Source organism: Lysobacter capsici, from assembly GCF_014779555.2.
Classification (GTDB): Bacteria; Pseudomonadota; Gammaproteobacteria; order Xanthomonadales; family Xanthomonadaceae; genus Lysobacter; species Lysobacter capsici.
In genome coordinates this window covers 688,139-705,030 of sequence record NZ_CP094357.1, presented here as the reverse complement: position 1 = coordinate 705,030, position 16,892 = coordinate 688,139, and the positions used below count along the sequence as shown (strand labels likewise).

Below are 16,892 nucleotides of genomic sequence, written 5' to 3'. Positions count from 1 at the left end.
TCGAGTTCGCTTCATTCCGGATGCGCAGCGGTTCGCGAGAACCGCTGCGCAGTCGTAGCGCGATGCGCGGCCGGAACATAGCCGCCGCGATCATGCTGGCCGCGGTCGCCGCGGCCGCCGGTTATTTCGGCGGTCGCGTTCAAGGCGCGCCCGCTGCGGCCCCTGCGACCGGCGGCATCGACACCGCCGCCGTGTCGTCCGAAGCGGCGAACAGCCAGGCAAAACCCGCGCCGACGCTCGCCGCGAGCTCCGCCGCAGCGCAGAAACTCCCCGCCCCGCGCACGCCGTTGAAATACGTATTCGCCGATCTGCAGGCCCGCGCGAATGCCGGCGATGCCGCCGCGGCCACTCGCCTGTACCGCGATCTCAACCTGTGTCGCCGTTACGAGCGCCTGGATCGCGACAACGCCAGACTCTCCGACGAACTGCTCAGCCAGGCCGTCGACACCATGACTCCGCAGCAGCTTAAAAACTATCGCGCCCAGCTCGACGCGGTGGAATCGCGCGGGCAGAATCTCGGCGGCCTGCGCGCGCTGTGCGACGGCGCCAGCGCCGACATGCTCGACAGCCTGGTGCCGAACCTGCAACGCGCCGCGCAACTCGGCGACGCCTATGCGCGCGCCTGTTACCTCGACCGCGGCCCGAACTACGACCCGGCCAGCCTGCTCGATCATCCGCAGCGGCTGGGCGATTACCGGCGCAGCGCGCAACAGATGATCGACACCGGCATCGAAAACGGCGACTGGCAAGTGGTCAGCCTGCTGCGCGGCGCCTACGAACCCGGCGCGGCCAATCTGCTGTCGGCGGCGGTGGGCAAGGAGGCGTACCAGCGCTATCGCTATCTCAAGCTGTTCCGGCTTGGCGCCGGATCCGACCGCTCGATCGCCGACCCCGGACAACTCGACCAGGACCTGCGCGCGGCGTCGATGAAACTCAGCGCCGCCCAGATCACCCAGGCCGACGCCTGGGCCGAACAGACCTTTACCCGCAACTTCCAGGGCAAGCCGATCGGCGCGGACGGACCGCTGTGGGACCCTTGCGTGTTTCCCTACGAATGAGCATGCCCACGAGCGACCGTGGGCCGACCCAGGCTGGCCGGACCTTATGCAGATGAAGCGATCGATCCTGTTGGGCGTGGCCGTGATCGCCGCGGTGACCGGCGCGTACTTCGTCGGCCGCGCGGAGGTAAGCCGGCCCCACGCCGCCGCGTCCGTCGGCCCGCGCGACGCCGCTGCGGGCGTGACCGATGCGACGCCCGATTTCGCCACGCCGCCGACCGTCATCAAGGGCGGCGTGTTGCCGACCGCCGGAACCCCGCTCAAGGACATCTTCGCCAAGCTGCAGGCGCGCGCGAACGCCGGCGACGTCGACGCGGCCGCGCGTCTGCTGCGCGATCTCAACCAATGCACTCAGCTGCGCGCCACCCAATGGAAAAACGCGAACGCCACCGACACGCTCACCCGTAAATCCACCGAGGGAATGAGCGCGGCGCAGCTGCGCACCTACCAGATGCTGCTCGACGCGGTGGAACTGCGTCGGCAGGCCGAGAGCAACAGCCTGCGACTGTGCGACGGCGTCAGCGACGCGATGCTCGACAGCCTGGTGCCGAACATCGCCCAGGCCGCGCGTCTGGGCGACGAGCGCGCGCGCGCGTGCTATCTCGAACGCGGTCCGCTGTACGACGCGCGCAGCCTGCTCAAGCATCCCGATTCGATCCGCAACTATCGCGCCGCCGCGACCTCGATGATCGACGCCGGACTGGCCAAGGGCGACTGGCGAGTCGTCGATCTGTTGCAGAAGGCGTACGAACCGGGCGCGCAAGGCCTGCTCGCCGGCGTGGTCGGCACCGATCCGGCGCGGCACTATCGCTACCTCAAGCTGTATCGCCTGGGCGCGGAACAGCATCGTGTCGCCCAGCTCGATCAGCAACTGGCCGCGACCGCGGCGAACCTGAGTCCGGCGCAACGCGCCGAGGCCGACGAATGGGCGCAGACGAAGCTGCGCGATTTCCACGGCCCTTCGACCCACACCACGCCACCGGGTTGGGACGCCTGCGAGTTTTAGGCATGTCGTCGAGAGCTTGGCGCACCCGATCGCTCGGCCCCGGCGAACGCCCGGATTCATCGATGCGATCGGCGGTGGATTTGCGACGGGATGTCATCGCCCAGCGGGCACTGCGTCCAGCAAGCGAAAAATGCCGATGGCGCGTGCGCCGACGCCTGTCCAAGATGGGCGGACCGGACAGGCCGTCCGGCATCGCATCCGAAAAAGGAATTCGCCAATGAACAGATTATCGAACGCAGCGGTACTGATGGCGCTGTGCTTCTCGGGCGCGGCCGTCGCCGACGCAACCAACGCACGAGCCGCCGCATTTCCCGCTTCGTACTGGCACTGCATCTATCAGTCCGATAACAGCGGCGTATACGAATTCCTGTCGCGTTCGCGCTGCGCCCCCACCGTGGATCACAGCGTGTACGGGTATCTGACCTTGATCGACGCTTACTACGGTCCGGTGCAGTAAACGACGCCCGATGACTCGATCCACGCCGGCAGAGCGCTCGCTCCGCCGGCCGTCATTCGGCCAAGCCGAAACACGTGCCGACCTCACCACGCGCCGCATGCGCCGCCTTGCGATCGACGCTTCGGATAGCCTCGTGCAACGGCTTTCGCCTGTTCAGACAACCTGCGTCGCGTTCACCTAAGACGCCAATCACAGTTTGTTTCGGTCGCGCAGCATGTGCTGCAACGCACCACCAAAATAACAGTTGACGCACATTGCGCTTCGCGCGCAGCGTAGGTGTGCGGCGCCAAAAGCGCGTCCTGCCGACACTCGCAAAGCTTGGCCGGACGCAGGCGCCGCATGCGTTGATACGCCACATTCGGAACGGTTCGACTCGCAAGCCGGGGAGGGCTTGTCCGAATTCGCGCTTCTAAATGAACCCCAAAAAGGAGATAGGGCAATGCAGAACAATGACGACGTCGTGTCCGGCTGGCTCAACGGTTCCGACAGCATCGACGGCCAGGACAATCCGGCCGGTTCGCTCTACATCGAAGGTCAGGCCGTGGCCGAAGCAGCGCTCGGCAACACCGACATGCGCGCCACGCTCGGCGTGTGCGGCACGTTCGGCGGGACCACCTGCAGCTACGGCGGCGGCTGCCTTTGCTGCTGAGTAATGCGTGATGGCGCGCGGCCGGGCCTCGCGTCCGGCCGCGTGCTTTCATCGATAACGGGTCGCGCAACGCGACCGGTTCCGTCCCACCGCAAGGATTCGCAGCTGCGATGAGCGAAACGGCTTCAACGGATGCGTTCGCCCGCATCATCGATCATTTCGCCGCGCCCACGCGCGCCGCCTTCACCGCCAAACTCGCGACGTTCTCGGGCCAGCTCGACGACGCGGAAATCGCCTCGATCCAGGCCGCGGGCGACGAAGCGCTGTACACCAACGCCAAGCTCAAGCTCAACCGCGTGCTGCTGCTGGAACTGCATGCGGCGCGGCGCGCCGGCGAACTGACCGCCGACGACGACGCCGGCCGCTTCGCCCAGTTCGTCGCGCAATGCCTGACGCCGGCGTTCGCCGAACACCTCGACCGCCGTTACCCGCCGCTGCGCGAGCGACTGCAACGCACGCTCGACTTGCAGCGCCGCGCGATCGAAACCATGGTCGAACGCTTCGTCGCCGATCGCGACCTGCTGACGCCGCTGCTGGGCGCGCCCTGCGGACGGCTCACCGGCGTTTCGCTCGGCCAGGGCGATCTGCACGACGGCGGCCAGACCGTGGCCAAGCTGACGATGCAAGGCGGCACGATCATGTACAAGCCGCGTTCGCTGCGGGTGGACGCGGTGCTCGACGCATTCCTCGCGCGCGTTTTCGGCGACCTCGCCGATCGCGTGCGCGTGCCCGCGGTGATCGATCGCGACCGCTACGGCTGGGCCGCGTTCGCCAGGCATCGCCACTGCGACAGCGACGAGGAACTGCGCAGCTTCTATCGCGGCCTGGGCCACTGGCTGGCGGTATTGCGCCTGCTCGGCGGCACCGACATCCACCTGGAAAATCTGATCGCGGTCGGCCCGGTGCCGGTGGTGATCGATGTGGAAAGCCTGTTCGAGATCGTGCCCGAGCCGGTGCCCACGCCGTATGGCCAGGCCTTCGACTTCGCCCAGTCGCTGATCCGCAATTCGGTGTTGCGCACCGGCATCGTGCCGTTCCGCACCCGCGCGCTCGGCTTCGAAGGCGTCGACATGTCCGCCGCCGGCGCGTTGCCGGACCAGCAGCCGCGCGTGCGCGCGCCGACCATCGTCGACGACGGCACGACCCAGGCGCGGCTGAAAGTCATCGAGATCGAGGTCGACGTCGCCCAGAACCACCCCAGCCCGCGCCCGGACGTGTCGCGTTACTGGGACGAGATCAGCGAAGGCTTCCTCGACATCACCGCCCGCCTGCGCCGGCTCGACCAGGCCGGCGAACTCGCGCCGCTGCTCGCGCGCTTCCAGGGCTGCAAGGTGCGCGACATCCGCCGCACCACCCGCGCCTACGTGGAAGTCGGCCGCATGCTGTGGCACCCGGCTTCGCTGCACAAGGAAGCCGAGGCGATCGAACGCGCGCGCGACTTGTTCGAACGCAACGCGATCATGCTGCCCAACGAGCGCTCCAGCGACGCCGACGTCATGGCCGAGATCGACGCGCTGCGCTACGGCGACGTCCCGATCTTCGTCGAGCCCTTGAGCGCCGAGCGCATCGACAGCGTGCTGCTGGACTGGCGCGGCATGCGCACCGATCTGGAGGAACTGACGATCCGCAGCGCGCTGGTCGCCACCGATCTCAATCAACGCATGCGCGATCGCGAAGAAGAGCGCAGCGGCCATCGTTACGTCGCCCGCCATCCGCATCGCGATCGACTCGAAACACGCCGGCGCAAGGTCGCGGCCGAGGCGATCGCGCGGCTGCTGCGGCTGTCGGTGCGCGGCGAGGACGGCTCGGCGACCTGGATCACGCCCGAGATCACCCAAGGCGGCTGGCTGGTGCAGCCGGTGCGCGCCGATCTGTATTTCGGGCTCGGCGGCGTCGCCGTCGTGCTCGCCGGCTATCTGCATGAAGTCGAGCACGGCCGCGCCGATCCGGTGGACGGGGTCGAGCAGGCGCTGGAGGGCGCGCTGCAAAGCCAGATCGCGATGGAAGCGATCGACGTGCCGGACAAGGTCGGCGGCTTCACCGGTTACGCCTCGCAGGTATGGACCTGGCTGACCCTGCACGATCTGCTCAAGCGCCCCGAGCTGCTGCCGCATGCGGTCGCCAGCGCGCGGGCGCTGGAACAGCGCGGCTTCGACGACGACGAGCACTTCGACATCATCGACGGCGCGGCCGGCGCGATCGTGCCGCTGCTCGGACTGGCCGAAGCGACCGGCGACGCGCGCTGGACCGCGCTGGCCACGCGCGCGGCGCAACGGCTGGAAGCCGGCGCGATCGTCGACGAGCGCGGCGCGCGTTGGCCGACCAGCGGATCGCCGCACCCGTCGAACGGATTTTCCCACGGCGCCACCGGCATCGCCTGGGCGCTGGCGCGGCTGGTCCTGGCCGGCGCCGGCGACGCGCAGCAACGCGCGCGCTGGAGCGCCTTGTCCGATGCCGCCTTCGCCTTTCAGGAATCGTGCTACGACGAAACCCTGCGCAACTGGCTCGATTCGCGCGAGCTCGACGGCAGCTTCAACTTCCCGACCTGGTGCCACGGCAGCGTCGGCATCGGCCTGAGCGCCTGCGATCTGTACGCGCGCACGCGCAGCCCGCGCCACCTGCGCACCATGCGCCGCGCGGTCGCCACCGTGCGCGACCAATGGGGCACCAGCCACACCCTGTGCCACGGCGATATGTCGCTGCGCGAATTGCTGGTCGCCGCGGCCGCGCTGGATCCGGAACAGTGCGCGACCGATCCCGACGAAGCCACCGCGCAGATCGTCTCCTCGATCGAGGAACATCGCGGCATGGTCGGCGGCCTGACCCGCGCCGCGTTCACCCCGGGCCTGATGACCGGGCTGTCGGGCGCGATCCACGGCCTCAACCGCATGCATCCGCAATCGGGATTGGCCTCGCCGTTGCTGCTGGAACGGCGGGTGTCGATGGCCTGAGGCGCGGCAAGTCCGGCCCGTCGTCGCGGCCTCGCCTCGTGCTAGTGTGACTACACTTGTAGTCACACGAGAGACGTGCATGAGCGAGCGCGAACCGCAGGGTCTGTCCCTCGAACGCAGGCGGATCTGCCTGGGGCTGGCGCTGCTGCCCTTGGCCGCGGCAACTCGCACCGGGTTCGCCGCTGCCGCATCGCCGCCGGTCGCCTACTGGGGCGTCGACCTGGCCCGTATCAGCGACACACTGACGCCCGGCGACGACTTCTTCCAGTACGTCAATCAAGGCTGGATCGACACCGCCGCGCGACCCGCGGGCTATGCGCAATACGGCGAATTGAACGCGATGTTCCTGCGTACGCAAGCGCGCATCAAGACCATCATCGAAGCCGCCGCCGCGCAACCGGCGCGTGGCGACAAGCTCGCCGACCTGTACACCAGCTACGCGGACGTCGCGGCGATCGACCGCGCCGGCCTCGCGCCGATCCGCGCCGACCTGGATGCGATCCTCGCCATCGCCGACCACGCCCAGGTCGCGCAGCGCATGGCCCACCCGCTCTCGCACACCATCGTGGGCTGCTACGTGTTCCTGGATGCCGGCGACACCCGCCGCAGCCTGCTGCACCTGGACCAGCAGACCGCGAGCGGCCGCATCGTCGGCCTGCCGAATCCGGACCACTACGACACCGCCAGCGACCGATACGCCGGCCAGCGCGCGGCTTACCTCGACTACATCGCGCAGACCTTCGCCCGCGTCGGCATCGCCGACGGCCCGGCCCGCGCCGCCGCGATCCTGGCGCTGGAGGCGAAGCTGGCCAAGGTCCAGTGGAACGCGCAGCAGTTGCGCGATCGAAAATTGAACTACCACCCGATGCCGTTCGCCGAGCTGTCGGACTACGCGCCCGGTTTCCACTGGCGGGCGTTCGTCGCCGCCAGCGGTTATCCCTCGGTCGAGACCGTGGTGCTCAACACCGACACCGCCATCCGCGACAGCGCGGCCATCTTCGCCGCGACTGCCGTGGATACCTGGCGTTCGTACCTGGCCTTCCATTGGGTCCACAACCACGCGCACCTGCTGCCGACCGCGTTCCAGGACGCGAGCTTCCAGTTCTACGGCACCGCCCTGGCTGGGCAGACGACCCGCCGTTCGCGCGCCGAACGCGGCATCCAGTTCGTCAGCCAGAACCTGCCGGAACTGGTCGGCGCCCGCTACGTCGCGCAGTTCTTCAAGTCGGCCGACCGCGACGCGGTCGAGGCGATGGCGCCTTTCATGAAGCAGGCGTTCCGCGCGCGCATCGCCAAGGCCGACTGGCTGGACCCGGCGACGCGCGCGACCGCGCTGGCGAAGATCGACCGGATGGGTCTGCGCCTGGGCTATCCCGACGATCTGCGCGACTACGCCGAGGTCGAAATCCTGCCGGACGATCCGATCGGCAATATCCATCGCCTCAAGGCCGCGCAGATCGAGCTCGATGCGCTCTACCTCAGCGATCCCGAGCGACCGTATCGCTGGCATCTGCCGCCGCAGTCGGTCGACGGCAGTTTCAGCCCACAACTCAACGCGGTGACGTTTCCGGCCGGGCTGCTGCAAGCGCCGGCCTTCAGCGCCAGCGCCGACAGCGCGGTGAACTTCGGCGCGATCGGCGCGGTGCTCGGTCACGAGATGGCGCACGGTTTCGACGATCAGGGCTCGCGCTTCGACGATCAAGGCAATCTGCGCGATTGGTGGTCGCCGCCCGCGCGCGCCGCGTTCGACGCCAGGACGCAGGTGCTGGCGACGCAATACTCCGCGTATGCGCCGCTGCCCGGCGTGCATCTGGACGGCCGCCGCAGCCTCGGCGAAAACCTCGCCGATCTGGTCGGCGTCACCGTGGCCCTGGACGCGTATCGCCTGTATGCGGCGGCGCGGGGCATCGACACCCGGGCGATGCGCGACGGATTCAGCGGCGAACAACGCTTCTTCCTGGGCTGGGCGCAGCTGTGGCGCTCGCTCGACACCGATGCCTCGCTGCGGGCCGACATCGAGCGCGCCTATCACTCGCCTTCGCGGTATCGGGTCAACGGCGTGGTGCGCAATCTGCAGGCCTGGTACGACGCGTTCGACGTGGACGCCGGGGCGAAACTGTTCCTCGCGCCCGAGCAGCGCGCCGCGGTCTGGTAAGCGCCGCGATCCGCATCCGCCTGCTGCCGCCCGCCGGGTCGGCGCCGACGACATCTCGTTCTTACCGATGACACGCCGCTGATTTATCCTTGTCGGCCGCCCTCAAGGAAACACTCACCGTGGATTTGGAAACGATCGGAACGGTCCAGGAGACCGACAGCGTGCAGGACGTCAATCGGTTGCTGGACGAAGGCTGGGTGCTCATCGCCATCGCCACCGGCAAGCACACCGAAGGCGAGCCGTGGATTCGCTACTCACTGGGCCAGCAGTACGAAGATGAGGACGAAGAAGACGAGGACGAAGAAGAGGAAGAGGAAGGCGAGGACGAATGAGCCTGCACGGGCGTGGCGCCGCGCGCGCGGTCGCTGACGCCCGGCCTGCTGGATAGTCGACGCTCTAAGCGGATCGGCCGCGCGGATCGAAAGCGTCCGGCCATTCGCCATGCACAAGCCGCCGCCGGGGCCTGGCCCCGGCGCGCGGTCCGGATCGCGCGCGACGGCGCGGCGCGGGCCGACCGCGTTCGCAGCCGATGACGGGCGGTTCGAACGTCTGGTCCTACGACCGGATATCGTCGTGACGGCTCGCCGCCGATCGTTGCGCGACACCAGCACCGCAGTTGTCAGACGACAGTCGGATGCGGCCGCTCAGCCCCCCGACCGAACATCCAACCAATACGGCGCGCGCAGTTCGCGCTTGAGCAGCTTGCCGGTGGGATTGCGCGGCAAGCGCTCGCGCAACTCGACCGCGACCACGCGCTGCTGCTTGCCCACGCGCTGATTTAGCCAATCCTTGATTTGCTCGGCATCGCCGGCGCCGCGGGGCTTGAGGTCGCTGTCCTTGAGCACCACCAGCGCCAGCGGCGATTCGCCCCAGGTCGGGCTGGGGATGCCGATCACCGCGCATTCGCCGACGTCCTCGTGCTGCATCAGCACCGCCTCGATATCGGCCGGATAAAGGTTCTGCCCGCCGGAGATGATCAGGTCCTTCTTGCGGTCGAGAATGTACAGATAGCCCTCGTCGTCGAGACGACCGATGTCGCCGGTGCGCAGCCACGGCCGCCCATCGGCATCGACCCACATCGCCTCGGCCGTCGCCGCGGGCCGGCGCCAGTACGCGTCCATCGCGAACCGGCTGCGGCCGACGATCTCGCCCGCCTGTCCCGCCGCGACCGGGCGATCGTCCGCATCGAGAATCGACAGCTCCACCCCGGGCAGCGGCTTGCCGACCGAGGCCAGCCGGCCTTGCGCGTCTTCCGGCGCCAAGGCGGTGAGGATGCCTTCGGTGGTGCCGTACACCTCGACCACATCGCAGCGGCAGGTCTCGATCAAGCGCGCTTTCGTCGCCAACGGCAACGATGAGCCCACGCTCATCACCATCTGCAGCGAGGAACGATCGGTCGCGGCGAACGCGGGATGATCGAGCAGCCGCTGATACTGCACCGGCACCATCGCGGTATGCGTGATCCGCTCGCGCGCGATCGTCGCCAGGGTGTCGGCCACATCGAAGCCGTGACGCAGCACGACGGTACCGCCGCTGAGCCAGGTTCCCAGCAAGGCCGCCCAGCTGATGTTCGAATACAGCCCGGTCACGATCAGGCTGCGCGTGCCCGAATGCTGGCGCAGGGCCAGGCCGACGTCGTAAGCCCACAGCAGCCGGGCCTGGTGGCTGTGCACGATGCCCTTCGGCTCGCCGGTGGTGCCGGAGGAATAGATGATATTGCACAGGTCCGAGCCGGCGATCGGCAGCTTCGGCGGCTCGACGCCGGCGGTGCCGAGCCAATCCGGATACGCCTTCCATCCGGCCGCGCTCGCACTGTCATCGCGAGCGCTCGCGACCGCGCCGACCTCGATCCGCATAACGCCCGCCGTGGGTTGCACACGCGCGGCATGATCGGCGGTCGCGAACACCATCGTCGCGCCCGCGTCGGCGATCATCGCCGCCGCGCTGGCATCGCTGACCGAGGTATTGAGCGGGACCGCGACGCAGCCGGCCTTCATGATGCCGACGATGAGCTCGGCCATCTCGATGCAGTTCGACATCAGCATCGCGATGCGATCGCCATGGCGCGCGCCGCTCGCGATCAACGCGTTGGCGATGCGGTTGGTCTGCGCGTCGAGGCTGCGCCAGTCCAGGCTGCGGTCCGGCGCGACGATCGCCGGCTTGGCGCCGAGCCATCGGCCATGGGTCGCGAAGATCTCGGGCAGCAACGGCGCGGGGATGTTGAGCATGGCGCGGGAGTCTCCGGGCTGCGAGCCAGCCACGAGGTTTTATGGGCGGGTCTGAGCCCCGATGCGTTGCGCCGGGTCGCGGCGAACCCGGGCGATCGATTCAGTCCACCTCGCGCAACAAGGCCATGATCGCGGCGACCGCATCGGGCTCCGACAACGACGGCGCATGCCCGACCTGCTCGACTTCGACCAGACGGGCGTTGGGCGACACCGCCGCCATGCGCCGCGCGGTGCGCGCTTCGAGCACGTCCGACAACTCCCCGCGCAGGATCAAGGTCGGCCGCTGCGTGGCGAGCTTGCGGTACAGGCGCCACAGCAGCGGCCGCAGCAACCACAGTTTGATCGGGCCCAGGGTGCGGATGATGCGCGGGTCGTAGTCGAGCACCAGCAGCCCGTCGTCGCGCACGCGGAACATCCGGTCGATCATGCCCACCCAGTCGGCCCGCGTATAACGCGGATAGGCTGCGGCGCCGATCCGCTCGATATAGGCCGCGGCGTCCTCGCGCGTCATCGGCGGCACCGGGATGCCGGCGTAACGCGCGATCCGGTCCAGCGCGGCCTTCGGCGCTTCCGGCCCGGCATCGTTGAGCACCGCCGCCACCACCGCGTCGGCGCGCTTGGCGGCGATCGTCAGCGTCACCCACACGCCCAGCGAGGTGCCCATGAACACCGCGCGCGAGATCGATTGCGAACGCATCAACTCCAGGACGTCGAGCGCGTAGGTATCGACGCCGTAAGTCGCGGGATCCGTGGCGTAATGCGACTTCCCGCGTCCGCGCAGATCCACGGCGAGCACCCGCCGCCCGCTCGCCGCCACCGTCGCCGCGATCTGGTCGAAATCGGCCGAATTACGGGTCAGGCCCGGAATGCAGATCACCGGACAACGCGCCAAGGCTTCGGCGCCGGGCGCGCCCGGGTAATCGCGCGCGTACAGCTGCAATCCGTCCTGGCTGCGCCAGCGCAGCGTGTTGAATCGTTCGGCCGACATGGTGGCGGTCAAATCCTCTGCAAGCGATGGGTTCGCGACTGGCGAGCGCTCAGAATTCATAACGCGCCGACAAGGTCACCGTGCGCGGCGCGCCATAGAAACCGGTCACGATGTCCAGCGCGGCGACGTTGTAACCGGTGGTGCGATACGACTTGTCGGCCAGGTTGCTGCCTTGCAGGCTCAGCGTCCACGGCTCGTTGATCCGCCAGATCACCCCGGCGTTCCACAGCCCGTAGGCGCGCTGCGCGATCAGCGGCGACAACGTGGTCTCCGGATAGATCCGGGTCTGGTAGCTGTAATTGATCCGACCGCCCAGGCTGCCGCCGCGGGCCAGCGGATACTGCCCTTCCAGGCTGAGTCCGCCCGACCAGCGCGGCGCGTTGGTGAAGCGCTGGCTGTCGGCGATATCGACGCCGCCGCTCAGGTATTCGCTGTACTTGGTGCGCAGATACGCAAGGTTGCCGCTGAGCGTCCAATGTTCCGACGGCTTCCAGGCGAACTCCTGCTCCAGCCCCTGGATGTAGCCCTTGCCGGCATTGGTGTAGTCGCCGAAGAAGCCGGTGCTGCCGCCGGGCAAGGTGTAGGAGGTGAACACCGACAGCTGGATGTTGGAATAGTCGTTGTGGAACACCGAGGTGTTGATCATCAGGCGATCGTCGAAGAAGCTCATCTTGCTGCCCAGTTCATAGGACTGGACCTTCTCGTCGTCGATCGGCCGGCACGAACTCGGGATCACCGCGCAGTTGGCGCGGATGTTGTAGCCGCCGGAATGAAAGCCGGTGTTGTAGCTGGCATACAGGTTGATCCGGTCGTTCGCGCGCCACGACAGCGACACCTTCGGCGACACATTGCGCGAGGAATTGGAACCGGTGAAGTTGGCCAGCTCCGCGATCGGCCGCTGGAACGCCGGATCGGCGTAGGCGTAGTTGAGGATCAGCGCGCGCTTGGTTTCGTCGGTGAAGCGCAGGCCGACGTCCAGGCTCCAGTCCGGGTCGATGTCCCAGCTGAAATCGGCGTAGGCCGCCACGCTGCGGGTGTCGACCTTGCCGCTGCTGACCGCGAACTGCGACAGGCCCAGCAAGGTGTACGGCGGCGATCCCAGGAACGTGCTGCGGTTGATGCCGCCGGCCGCGCCGTTGAAATAGAACAGGCCCAGCACGCCGTGCACGCTGCCGCCGGAATCGAAATTCGCCTGCAGCTCCTGGCTGAACTGGTGATCGCTGTAGCTGCCGCCGGCGTCGCCGATCTTCTGCGGCAAGGTGTCGAAATCGATGTTCGAGCGGGTTTCCGAACTGCGATACGCGGTGATCGACTTGAAACTCCAGTCGGCATTGGCGATCCATTTGAAGGTCAGCGCGGCGCCTTCGAGTTCGCTGTGATTGACCTGCGGCATGCCGCTGCGGGTGTCGTAATCGCTGTCCAGCGGCCGGTACGACGGATAGAAGCGGTTGGCCTTAAGCATCTTGGCGCCGCGCGGATTGGAATTGTCGTGCATGCCGTCGAGCGCCAGCTCGATGCTGAACTCGTCGGACGGGAAAAAACCCAGGGTCGCGCGCGCGGCATTGGTGTTCTTGTTGCCGTTGCGGCTGTCGTAGGTCAGGTTTTCGCCGTAGCCGTCGTTGTGCATGCTCGCCGCCGCGACCCGCGCGCGCCACACGCCGTCGTCGCTGGCGCCGCCGAGGCTCGCCTTGATGCCCTGCTCGCCGTGCGTGCCGATGCTGGCTTCGACCGAACCCTGGGTGGTTTTCGGCAAGGGGTTGGACACGTACTTGATCGCGCCGCCGATGGTGTTCTTGCCGTACAGGCTGCCCTGCGGGCCGCGCAGCACTTCGATCCGGCTGACATCGAACACGTCGAGCAACGCGCCCTGCGGCCGGGCCAGGTAGACATCGTCGAGATACACGCCGACCGCGGGATCGAAGCCCCAGGTCGGATCGGCCTGACCGATGCCGCGGATGTACGCGGTCAAGGTGGTGTTGGAGCCGCGCGCGGCATACACCTGCAACGACGGCACCTTGCCCTGCAGGTCGCCGAGGTTCTGCACGTTCTGTTCGAACAGGGCCGACGCGGTGAACGCGCTGACCGCGATCGGCACGTCCTGCAAGGTCTCCTCGCGTTTGCGCGCGGTCACGGTGACCGATTCCAGCTGGGTCGGTTTCCTTGCCGAGGCTTCGGCGCTTTGCGCCTGCTCAGGCTCGGCCGCGTCCTGCGCCTGCGCCTGCTGCAGATGCATCAGCATCGCCAGACCGATCGCCGCGCTCAAAATCCCTTGTCTCATTTCGTTCGATCCCCTCGCCCATGGCCGCGCAAGGCGCGGCCGTCATCGGATGCATGCCGCGCCGCGTGCGGCCCGGGCGCCGGACGCGTCCGACTCGGACCGCGCCCCATGGGCGTCGGTGTGTCGCAAGCAACATAGCGGCGATGCGCCGGGTCGGTTCTACGTTTGCAGCACCGCGCATTGACGATGACTGCACTCGATGTGCTGCGTCGCAGCATGCGGCGCGGGCCGGATCGCTCCTAAGATGCCGCTGATCCGATCCGCCCGAGGTGGCCGATGTCCGCAACCGTTCCTTCCACGCGCACGGTGTTTTCCGCGAGGAATGCGTCGAGTCCCGCGGTCGCGATGGGCGGCTGGTCGACCGTGTCCTCGCCCGGATTCGGCAGCGCCGACATCCAGCTGACCCGGCCCGAGGGCCGCATGGGCTGGCTGGCGAGCCAATCGGTCGGCGCGCTGCAGCTCAATCACATCGCGCTCAGCGGCCTGCACATGCGCCGCACCTCGGTGCATCTGTCCGGGCTGGCGCAGAACTACGTGCTCGCGCTGCCGGCGGCCGGCCGCTCGCGCAATGTCGTCGGCGGCCACGACGTGCTGCTGGAGCCGCGGCGCATCTATCTGATCTCCGCGGCGGTGGTCGGCGACGTGCAACCCGAAGGCCACTACGAAAGCTTCAACACCCTGATCCCGGTGCATCTGCTGCGCCAGCGCGTGTCCAACCTGCCGACGGTGTTTTCCGCGCCGCTGGACGGCAGCGACCCGCGCGCCGAACTGCTGGGCGTGTACGCGCGCCAGATCGATCGCCTCGCCGGCCAGATCGGCGACAGCGAAGCGCAGGTGCTGACCACCCAGCTGTGCGATCTGGTCGCGCTGATGCTGCGCGGCGATACCCGCACCTTCTGCGACGACCGCACGCTGGCCGCCGCGCACAAGCAGAAGGCGCTGGACTGCATCGAATCGCATTACGCCGACGAAGACCTGTCGGCCGAAATAATCGCCCGGCGCTGCGGCATCTCCGAGGGCTATCTGCATCGGCTGTTCCGCGACAGCGGCCAGTCGGTGATGGAGCGCCTGCGCGCGCTGCGCCTGAGCAAGGCGCGCGAGATGTTGACCAGCGCCGCGCTGGCGAATCTGCCGATCTCGGAGATCGCCTACCGCAACGGCTTTCGCTCGCAGTCGAATTTCTGCCGGGTGTTCCGCCAGATCTACGGCGTGTCGCCGACGCAATTGCGCCGCCATTGAGCGCGATGCACGACTAACGGCGGGCCGCTAGCGATACAGCATCGCCGCCATGCTCGCGGTCAGCGCCGGCTTGTCCTTGCCCTGCACTTCCAGCACGTTGCGGGTGACCATCAGCAAGCGGTCGGCGCCCTTGGGTTCGATCGATTCGAGCGTCACCCGCAACCGCACCGATTCGCCGGCGAGCACCGGCGACTGGAACTTCACCTCGCCCAGGCCGGCGTTGATCGCCCGCGACACGCCCGACGGCATCAGCCCGAGCCGCATCTGCATCGGCGCGAGCAGGGACAGCAACAAGAAACCGTGCGCGATCGGGCCGCCGAACGGGCTTTCCTGACGGCAGCGCTCGACATCGACATGGATCCATTGCCGGTCGCCGGTGGCCGAGGCGAACTGATCGATCGTCGCCTGCTCGACCGCCTGCCAGTCGGTCACGCCGATTTCCTGCGACACGAAATCGGCGACGGTATCCAGGCTATAGCGAGCGGTCATGCCCTCTCCACGGGTTGCGATGGGGTTGCGATGGGTTGCGCGGCGAACGGCCGCAACGGCTGGTTTCGAGCGATCCGTGCCGCGGCCGCGAAGCCGCGCCGGCGTCGCCGCATCATTGCGGACCTGCCGCGCGACTACAAGACGGTTGCGAGTATCGCGCGATGCCGCTCGCAATTCGGGTTCGGCGTACGTCAACAACGAGTTCGCCGACGGTAAAACCCCGTGGCCCGCAAGCGGCTACAACACCGCTATTCGGGCGCTCGACCGTTCGCAGGCCCAGCGCCTCGCGGACAACCGTCATCGCGACCATCGGCGGCTGTGTCGACCATAGGCCCGGAACGTCCGCACGCTCCACCCCGCCGTACCCACCAGGAGACAGTGGCATGTACGAGTTGCGCAAATCGTTACGCCGACGCCTCATCCTCGCGCTGGCCGCGCTGATGCTGGCCGTCGCGATCCCCGGTCCGTCCTACGCCGCCGGTTATTTCAACGGCGCCTACATCAGCGTGTTCGGCGCGCGCGACTACCACGGCTACGTGCCGACGAGTTACCGCCCCGGCGTGGCGATGCCGCTGCTGGTCGCGCTGCACGGCTGCACCGAGAACGATGTCGGCTTCGAACTGTTGTCGGGCTGGGCGCGCGTCGCCGAGGAGCGCGGCTTCATCGTCGTGTTTCCCGACCAGAACAATTTCGCCAACCCGGCCGGCTGCTGGAACTGGTTCCTGAGCAGCAACCGTCACCGCGGCATGGGCGAGCCGGCGCTGATCGCCGGCATCACCAACAAGGTGCGTTCGCAGTACAGCGTGGATGCGAAACGGATCTATGTGACCGGCGTGTCCGCGGGCGGCGTCATGGCCAACATCATGGCCATCGCCTATCCCGATGTGTACGCGGCCACCAGCATCCTGGCCGGCTGCGAGTACGACTGCGACATCCTGCAACAGCAATCGGGGGCGACCGCCGGCAACAAGGCGATCACGGAAATGGGCAGCCGCCGTCGCGCGGTGCCCGCGATCATCTTCCAGGGCACCGCCGATCTCGTGGTTCCGCCGGCCACCGCCGATCGCATCGCCGCGCAATGGGCCACCATCGACGGCATCGATGCGGTCGCCGACCAGGTCGAATACGGACAGGTTCCCGGCGGTCGTTCGTATACGCGCACGACGTATCGCGACGCCGCGGGTCAATCGCTGATCGAGCAGTACATGATCGACGGCGCGGGCCATGCCTATCCCGGCGGCTGCGCCTGCAGTCTGTACGGCGATACCTCCGGCCCCGACGCCAGCAACCTGACCTGGGATTTCTTTCTCGCCCATCCCAAGCCCTGAGTCGCCGCGCCGCGGCTTCGATCGAATCCGATGCGGTCGCCGCGCGCCGCATCGGACATCGACGCG

The 16,892-nt window shown here is 67.8% G+C and carries 13 protein-coding genes; 9 read left to right on the top strand and 4 right to left on the bottom strand.

All coding sequences use genetic code 11. The features are described from left to right. Positions 1-62 precede the first annotated feature (62 nt). The 7 genes from IEQ11_RS02865 to IEQ11_RS02835 all read left to right on the top strand — a co-directional run bounded on the left by IEQ11_RS02865 (position 63) and on the right by IEQ11_RS02835 (position 8,608). Positions 63-1,058 (top strand): hypothetical protein, encoded by a 996-nt coding sequence (locus IEQ11_RS02865; protein WP_191821284.1) that lies wholly within the window; start codon positions 63-65, stop codon positions 1,056-1,058. Between the two features lie 52 nt (positions 1,059-1,110). Further along, positions 1,111-2,064: a S24/S26 family peptidase gene (locus IEQ11_RS02860; RefSeq protein ID WP_191821285.1), complete on the top strand. Its 954-nt coding sequence runs from the start codon at positions 1,111-1,113 to the stop codon at positions 2,062-2,064. 217 nt (positions 2,065-2,281) lie between these two features. Further along, the gene (locus tag IEQ11_RS02855; RefSeq protein WP_191821286.1) at positions 2,282-2,521 is read left to right on the top strand and encodes a hypothetical protein; all 240 of its coding nucleotides are present in this window, start codon (positions 2,282-2,284) and stop codon (positions 2,519-2,521) included. 439 nt (positions 2,522-2,960) lie between these two features. Further along, the gene (locus IEQ11_RS02850) at positions 2,961-3,170 is read left to right on the top strand and encodes a DUF6229 family protein (RefSeq protein ID WP_096412480.1); all 210 of its coding nucleotides are present in this window, start codon (positions 2,961-2,963) and stop codon (positions 3,168-3,170) included. A gap of 110 nt (positions 3,171-3,280) precedes the next feature. Continuing rightward, positions 3,281-6,121, top strand: a complete 2,841-nt coding sequence (locus IEQ11_RS02845; protein WP_191821287.1) for a type 2 lanthipeptide synthetase LanM family protein — start codon at positions 3,281-3,283, stop codon at positions 6,119-6,121. A gap of 79 nt (positions 6,122-6,200) precedes the next feature. After that, a complete protein-coding gene (locus IEQ11_RS02840; protein WP_191821288.1) occupies positions 6,201-8,276 on the top strand; it encodes a M13 family metallopeptidase in 2,076 nt (691 codons plus the stop codon). A gap of 119 nt (positions 8,277-8,395) precedes the next feature. Continuing rightward, positions 8,396-8,608 carry a hypothetical protein gene (locus tag IEQ11_RS02835; protein WP_056115669.1) on the top strand — a complete coding sequence of 71 codons (213 nt, stop codon included), beginning with the start codon at positions 8,396-8,398 and terminating at the stop codon, positions 8,606-8,608. Positions 8,609-8,920: 312 nt separating this feature from the next. Here the strand turns inward: IEQ11_RS02835 and IEQ11_RS02830 are convergent, their stop codons facing one another. The 3 genes from IEQ11_RS02830 to IEQ11_RS02820 all read right to left on the bottom strand — a co-directional run bounded on the left by IEQ11_RS02830 (position 8,921) and on the right by IEQ11_RS02820 (position 13,770). Then, positions 8,921-10,504 carry a class I adenylate-forming enzyme family protein gene (locus IEQ11_RS02830; protein WP_191821289.1) on the bottom strand — a complete coding sequence of 528 codons (1,584 nt, stop codon included), beginning with the start codon at positions 10,502-10,504 and terminating at the stop codon, positions 8,921-8,923. A 100-nt stretch (positions 10,505-10,604) separates the two neighbouring features. After that, a complete protein-coding gene (locus tag IEQ11_RS02825) occupies positions 10,605-11,492 on the bottom strand; it encodes an alpha/beta fold hydrolase (RefSeq protein WP_191821290.1) in 888 nt (295 codons plus the stop codon). Between the two features lie 49 nt (positions 11,493-11,541). After that, positions 11,542-13,770 (bottom strand): TonB-dependent receptor, encoded by a 2,229-nt coding sequence (locus tag IEQ11_RS02820; protein WP_191821291.1) that lies wholly within the window; start codon positions 13,768-13,770, stop codon positions 11,542-11,544. A gap of 276 nt (positions 13,771-14,046) precedes the next feature. Between IEQ11_RS02820 and IEQ11_RS02815 the strand changes: the two genes are divergently transcribed. Then, positions 14,047-15,009, top strand: a complete 963-nt coding sequence (locus tag IEQ11_RS02815; protein WP_191821292.1) for an AraC family transcriptional regulator — start codon at positions 14,047-14,049, stop codon at positions 15,007-15,009. A 27-nt stretch (positions 15,010-15,036) separates the two neighbouring features. Here the strand turns inward: IEQ11_RS02815 and IEQ11_RS02810 are convergent, their stop codons facing one another. Beyond that, the gene (locus tag IEQ11_RS02810; RefSeq protein ID WP_036102476.1) at positions 15,037-15,498 is read right to left on the bottom strand and encodes a MaoC family dehydratase; all 462 of its coding nucleotides are present in this window, start codon (positions 15,496-15,498) and stop codon (positions 15,037-15,039) included. Positions 15,499-15,881: 383 nt separating this feature from the next. Between IEQ11_RS02810 and IEQ11_RS02805 the strand changes: the two genes are divergently transcribed. After that, entirely contained in the window at positions 15,882-16,826 is a 945-nt protein-coding gene (locus IEQ11_RS02805; protein WP_191821293.1) for an extracellular catalytic domain type 1 short-chain-length polyhydroxyalkanoate depolymerase, read from the top strand. The last annotated feature ends 66 nt before the right edge of the window (positions 16,827-16,892 follow it).

Coding starts and splice junctions, on each gene's coding strand:
- IEQ11_RS02865 (WP_191821284.1), top strand. CDS start 63: ATGCGCGGCCGGAACATAGCCGCCGCGATCATGCTGGCCGCGGTCGCC.
- IEQ11_RS02860 (WP_191821285.1), top strand. CDS start 1,111: ATGAAGCGATCGATCCTGTTGGGCGTGGCCGTGATCGCCGCGGTGACC.
- IEQ11_RS02855 (WP_191821286.1), top strand. CDS start 2,282: ATGAACAGATTATCGAACGCAGCGGTACTGATGGCGCTGTGCTTCTCG.
- IEQ11_RS02850 (WP_096412480.1), top strand. CDS start 2,961: ATGCAGAACAATGACGACGTCGTGTCCGGCTGGCTCAACGGTTCCGAC.
- IEQ11_RS02845 (WP_191821287.1), top strand. CDS start 3,281: ATGAGCGAAACGGCTTCAACGGATGCGTTCGCCCGCATCATCGATCAT.
- IEQ11_RS02840 (WP_191821288.1), top strand. CDS start 6,201: ATGAGCGAGCGCGAACCGCAGGGTCTGTCCCTCGAACGCAGGCGGATC.
- IEQ11_RS02830 (WP_191821289.1), bottom strand. CDS start 10,504: ATGCTCAACATCCCCGCGCCGTTGCTGCCCGAGATCTTCGCGACCCAT.
- IEQ11_RS02825 (WP_191821290.1), bottom strand. CDS start 11,492: ATGTCGGCCGAACGATTCAACACGCTGCGCTGGCGCAGCCAGGACGGA.
- IEQ11_RS02820 (WP_191821291.1), bottom strand. CDS start 13,770: ATGAGACAAGGGATTTTGAGCGCGGCGATCGGTCTGGCGATGCTGATG.
- IEQ11_RS02815 (WP_191821292.1), top strand. CDS start 14,047: ATGTCCGCAACCGTTCCTTCCACGCGCACGGTGTTTTCCGCGAGGAAT.
- IEQ11_RS02810 (WP_036102476.1), bottom strand. CDS start 15,498: ATGACCGCTCGCTATAGCCTGGATACCGTCGCCGATTTCGTGTCGCAG.
- IEQ11_RS02805 (WP_191821293.1), top strand. CDS start 15,882: ATGTACGAGTTGCGCAAATCGTTACGCCGACGCCTCATCCTCGCGCTG.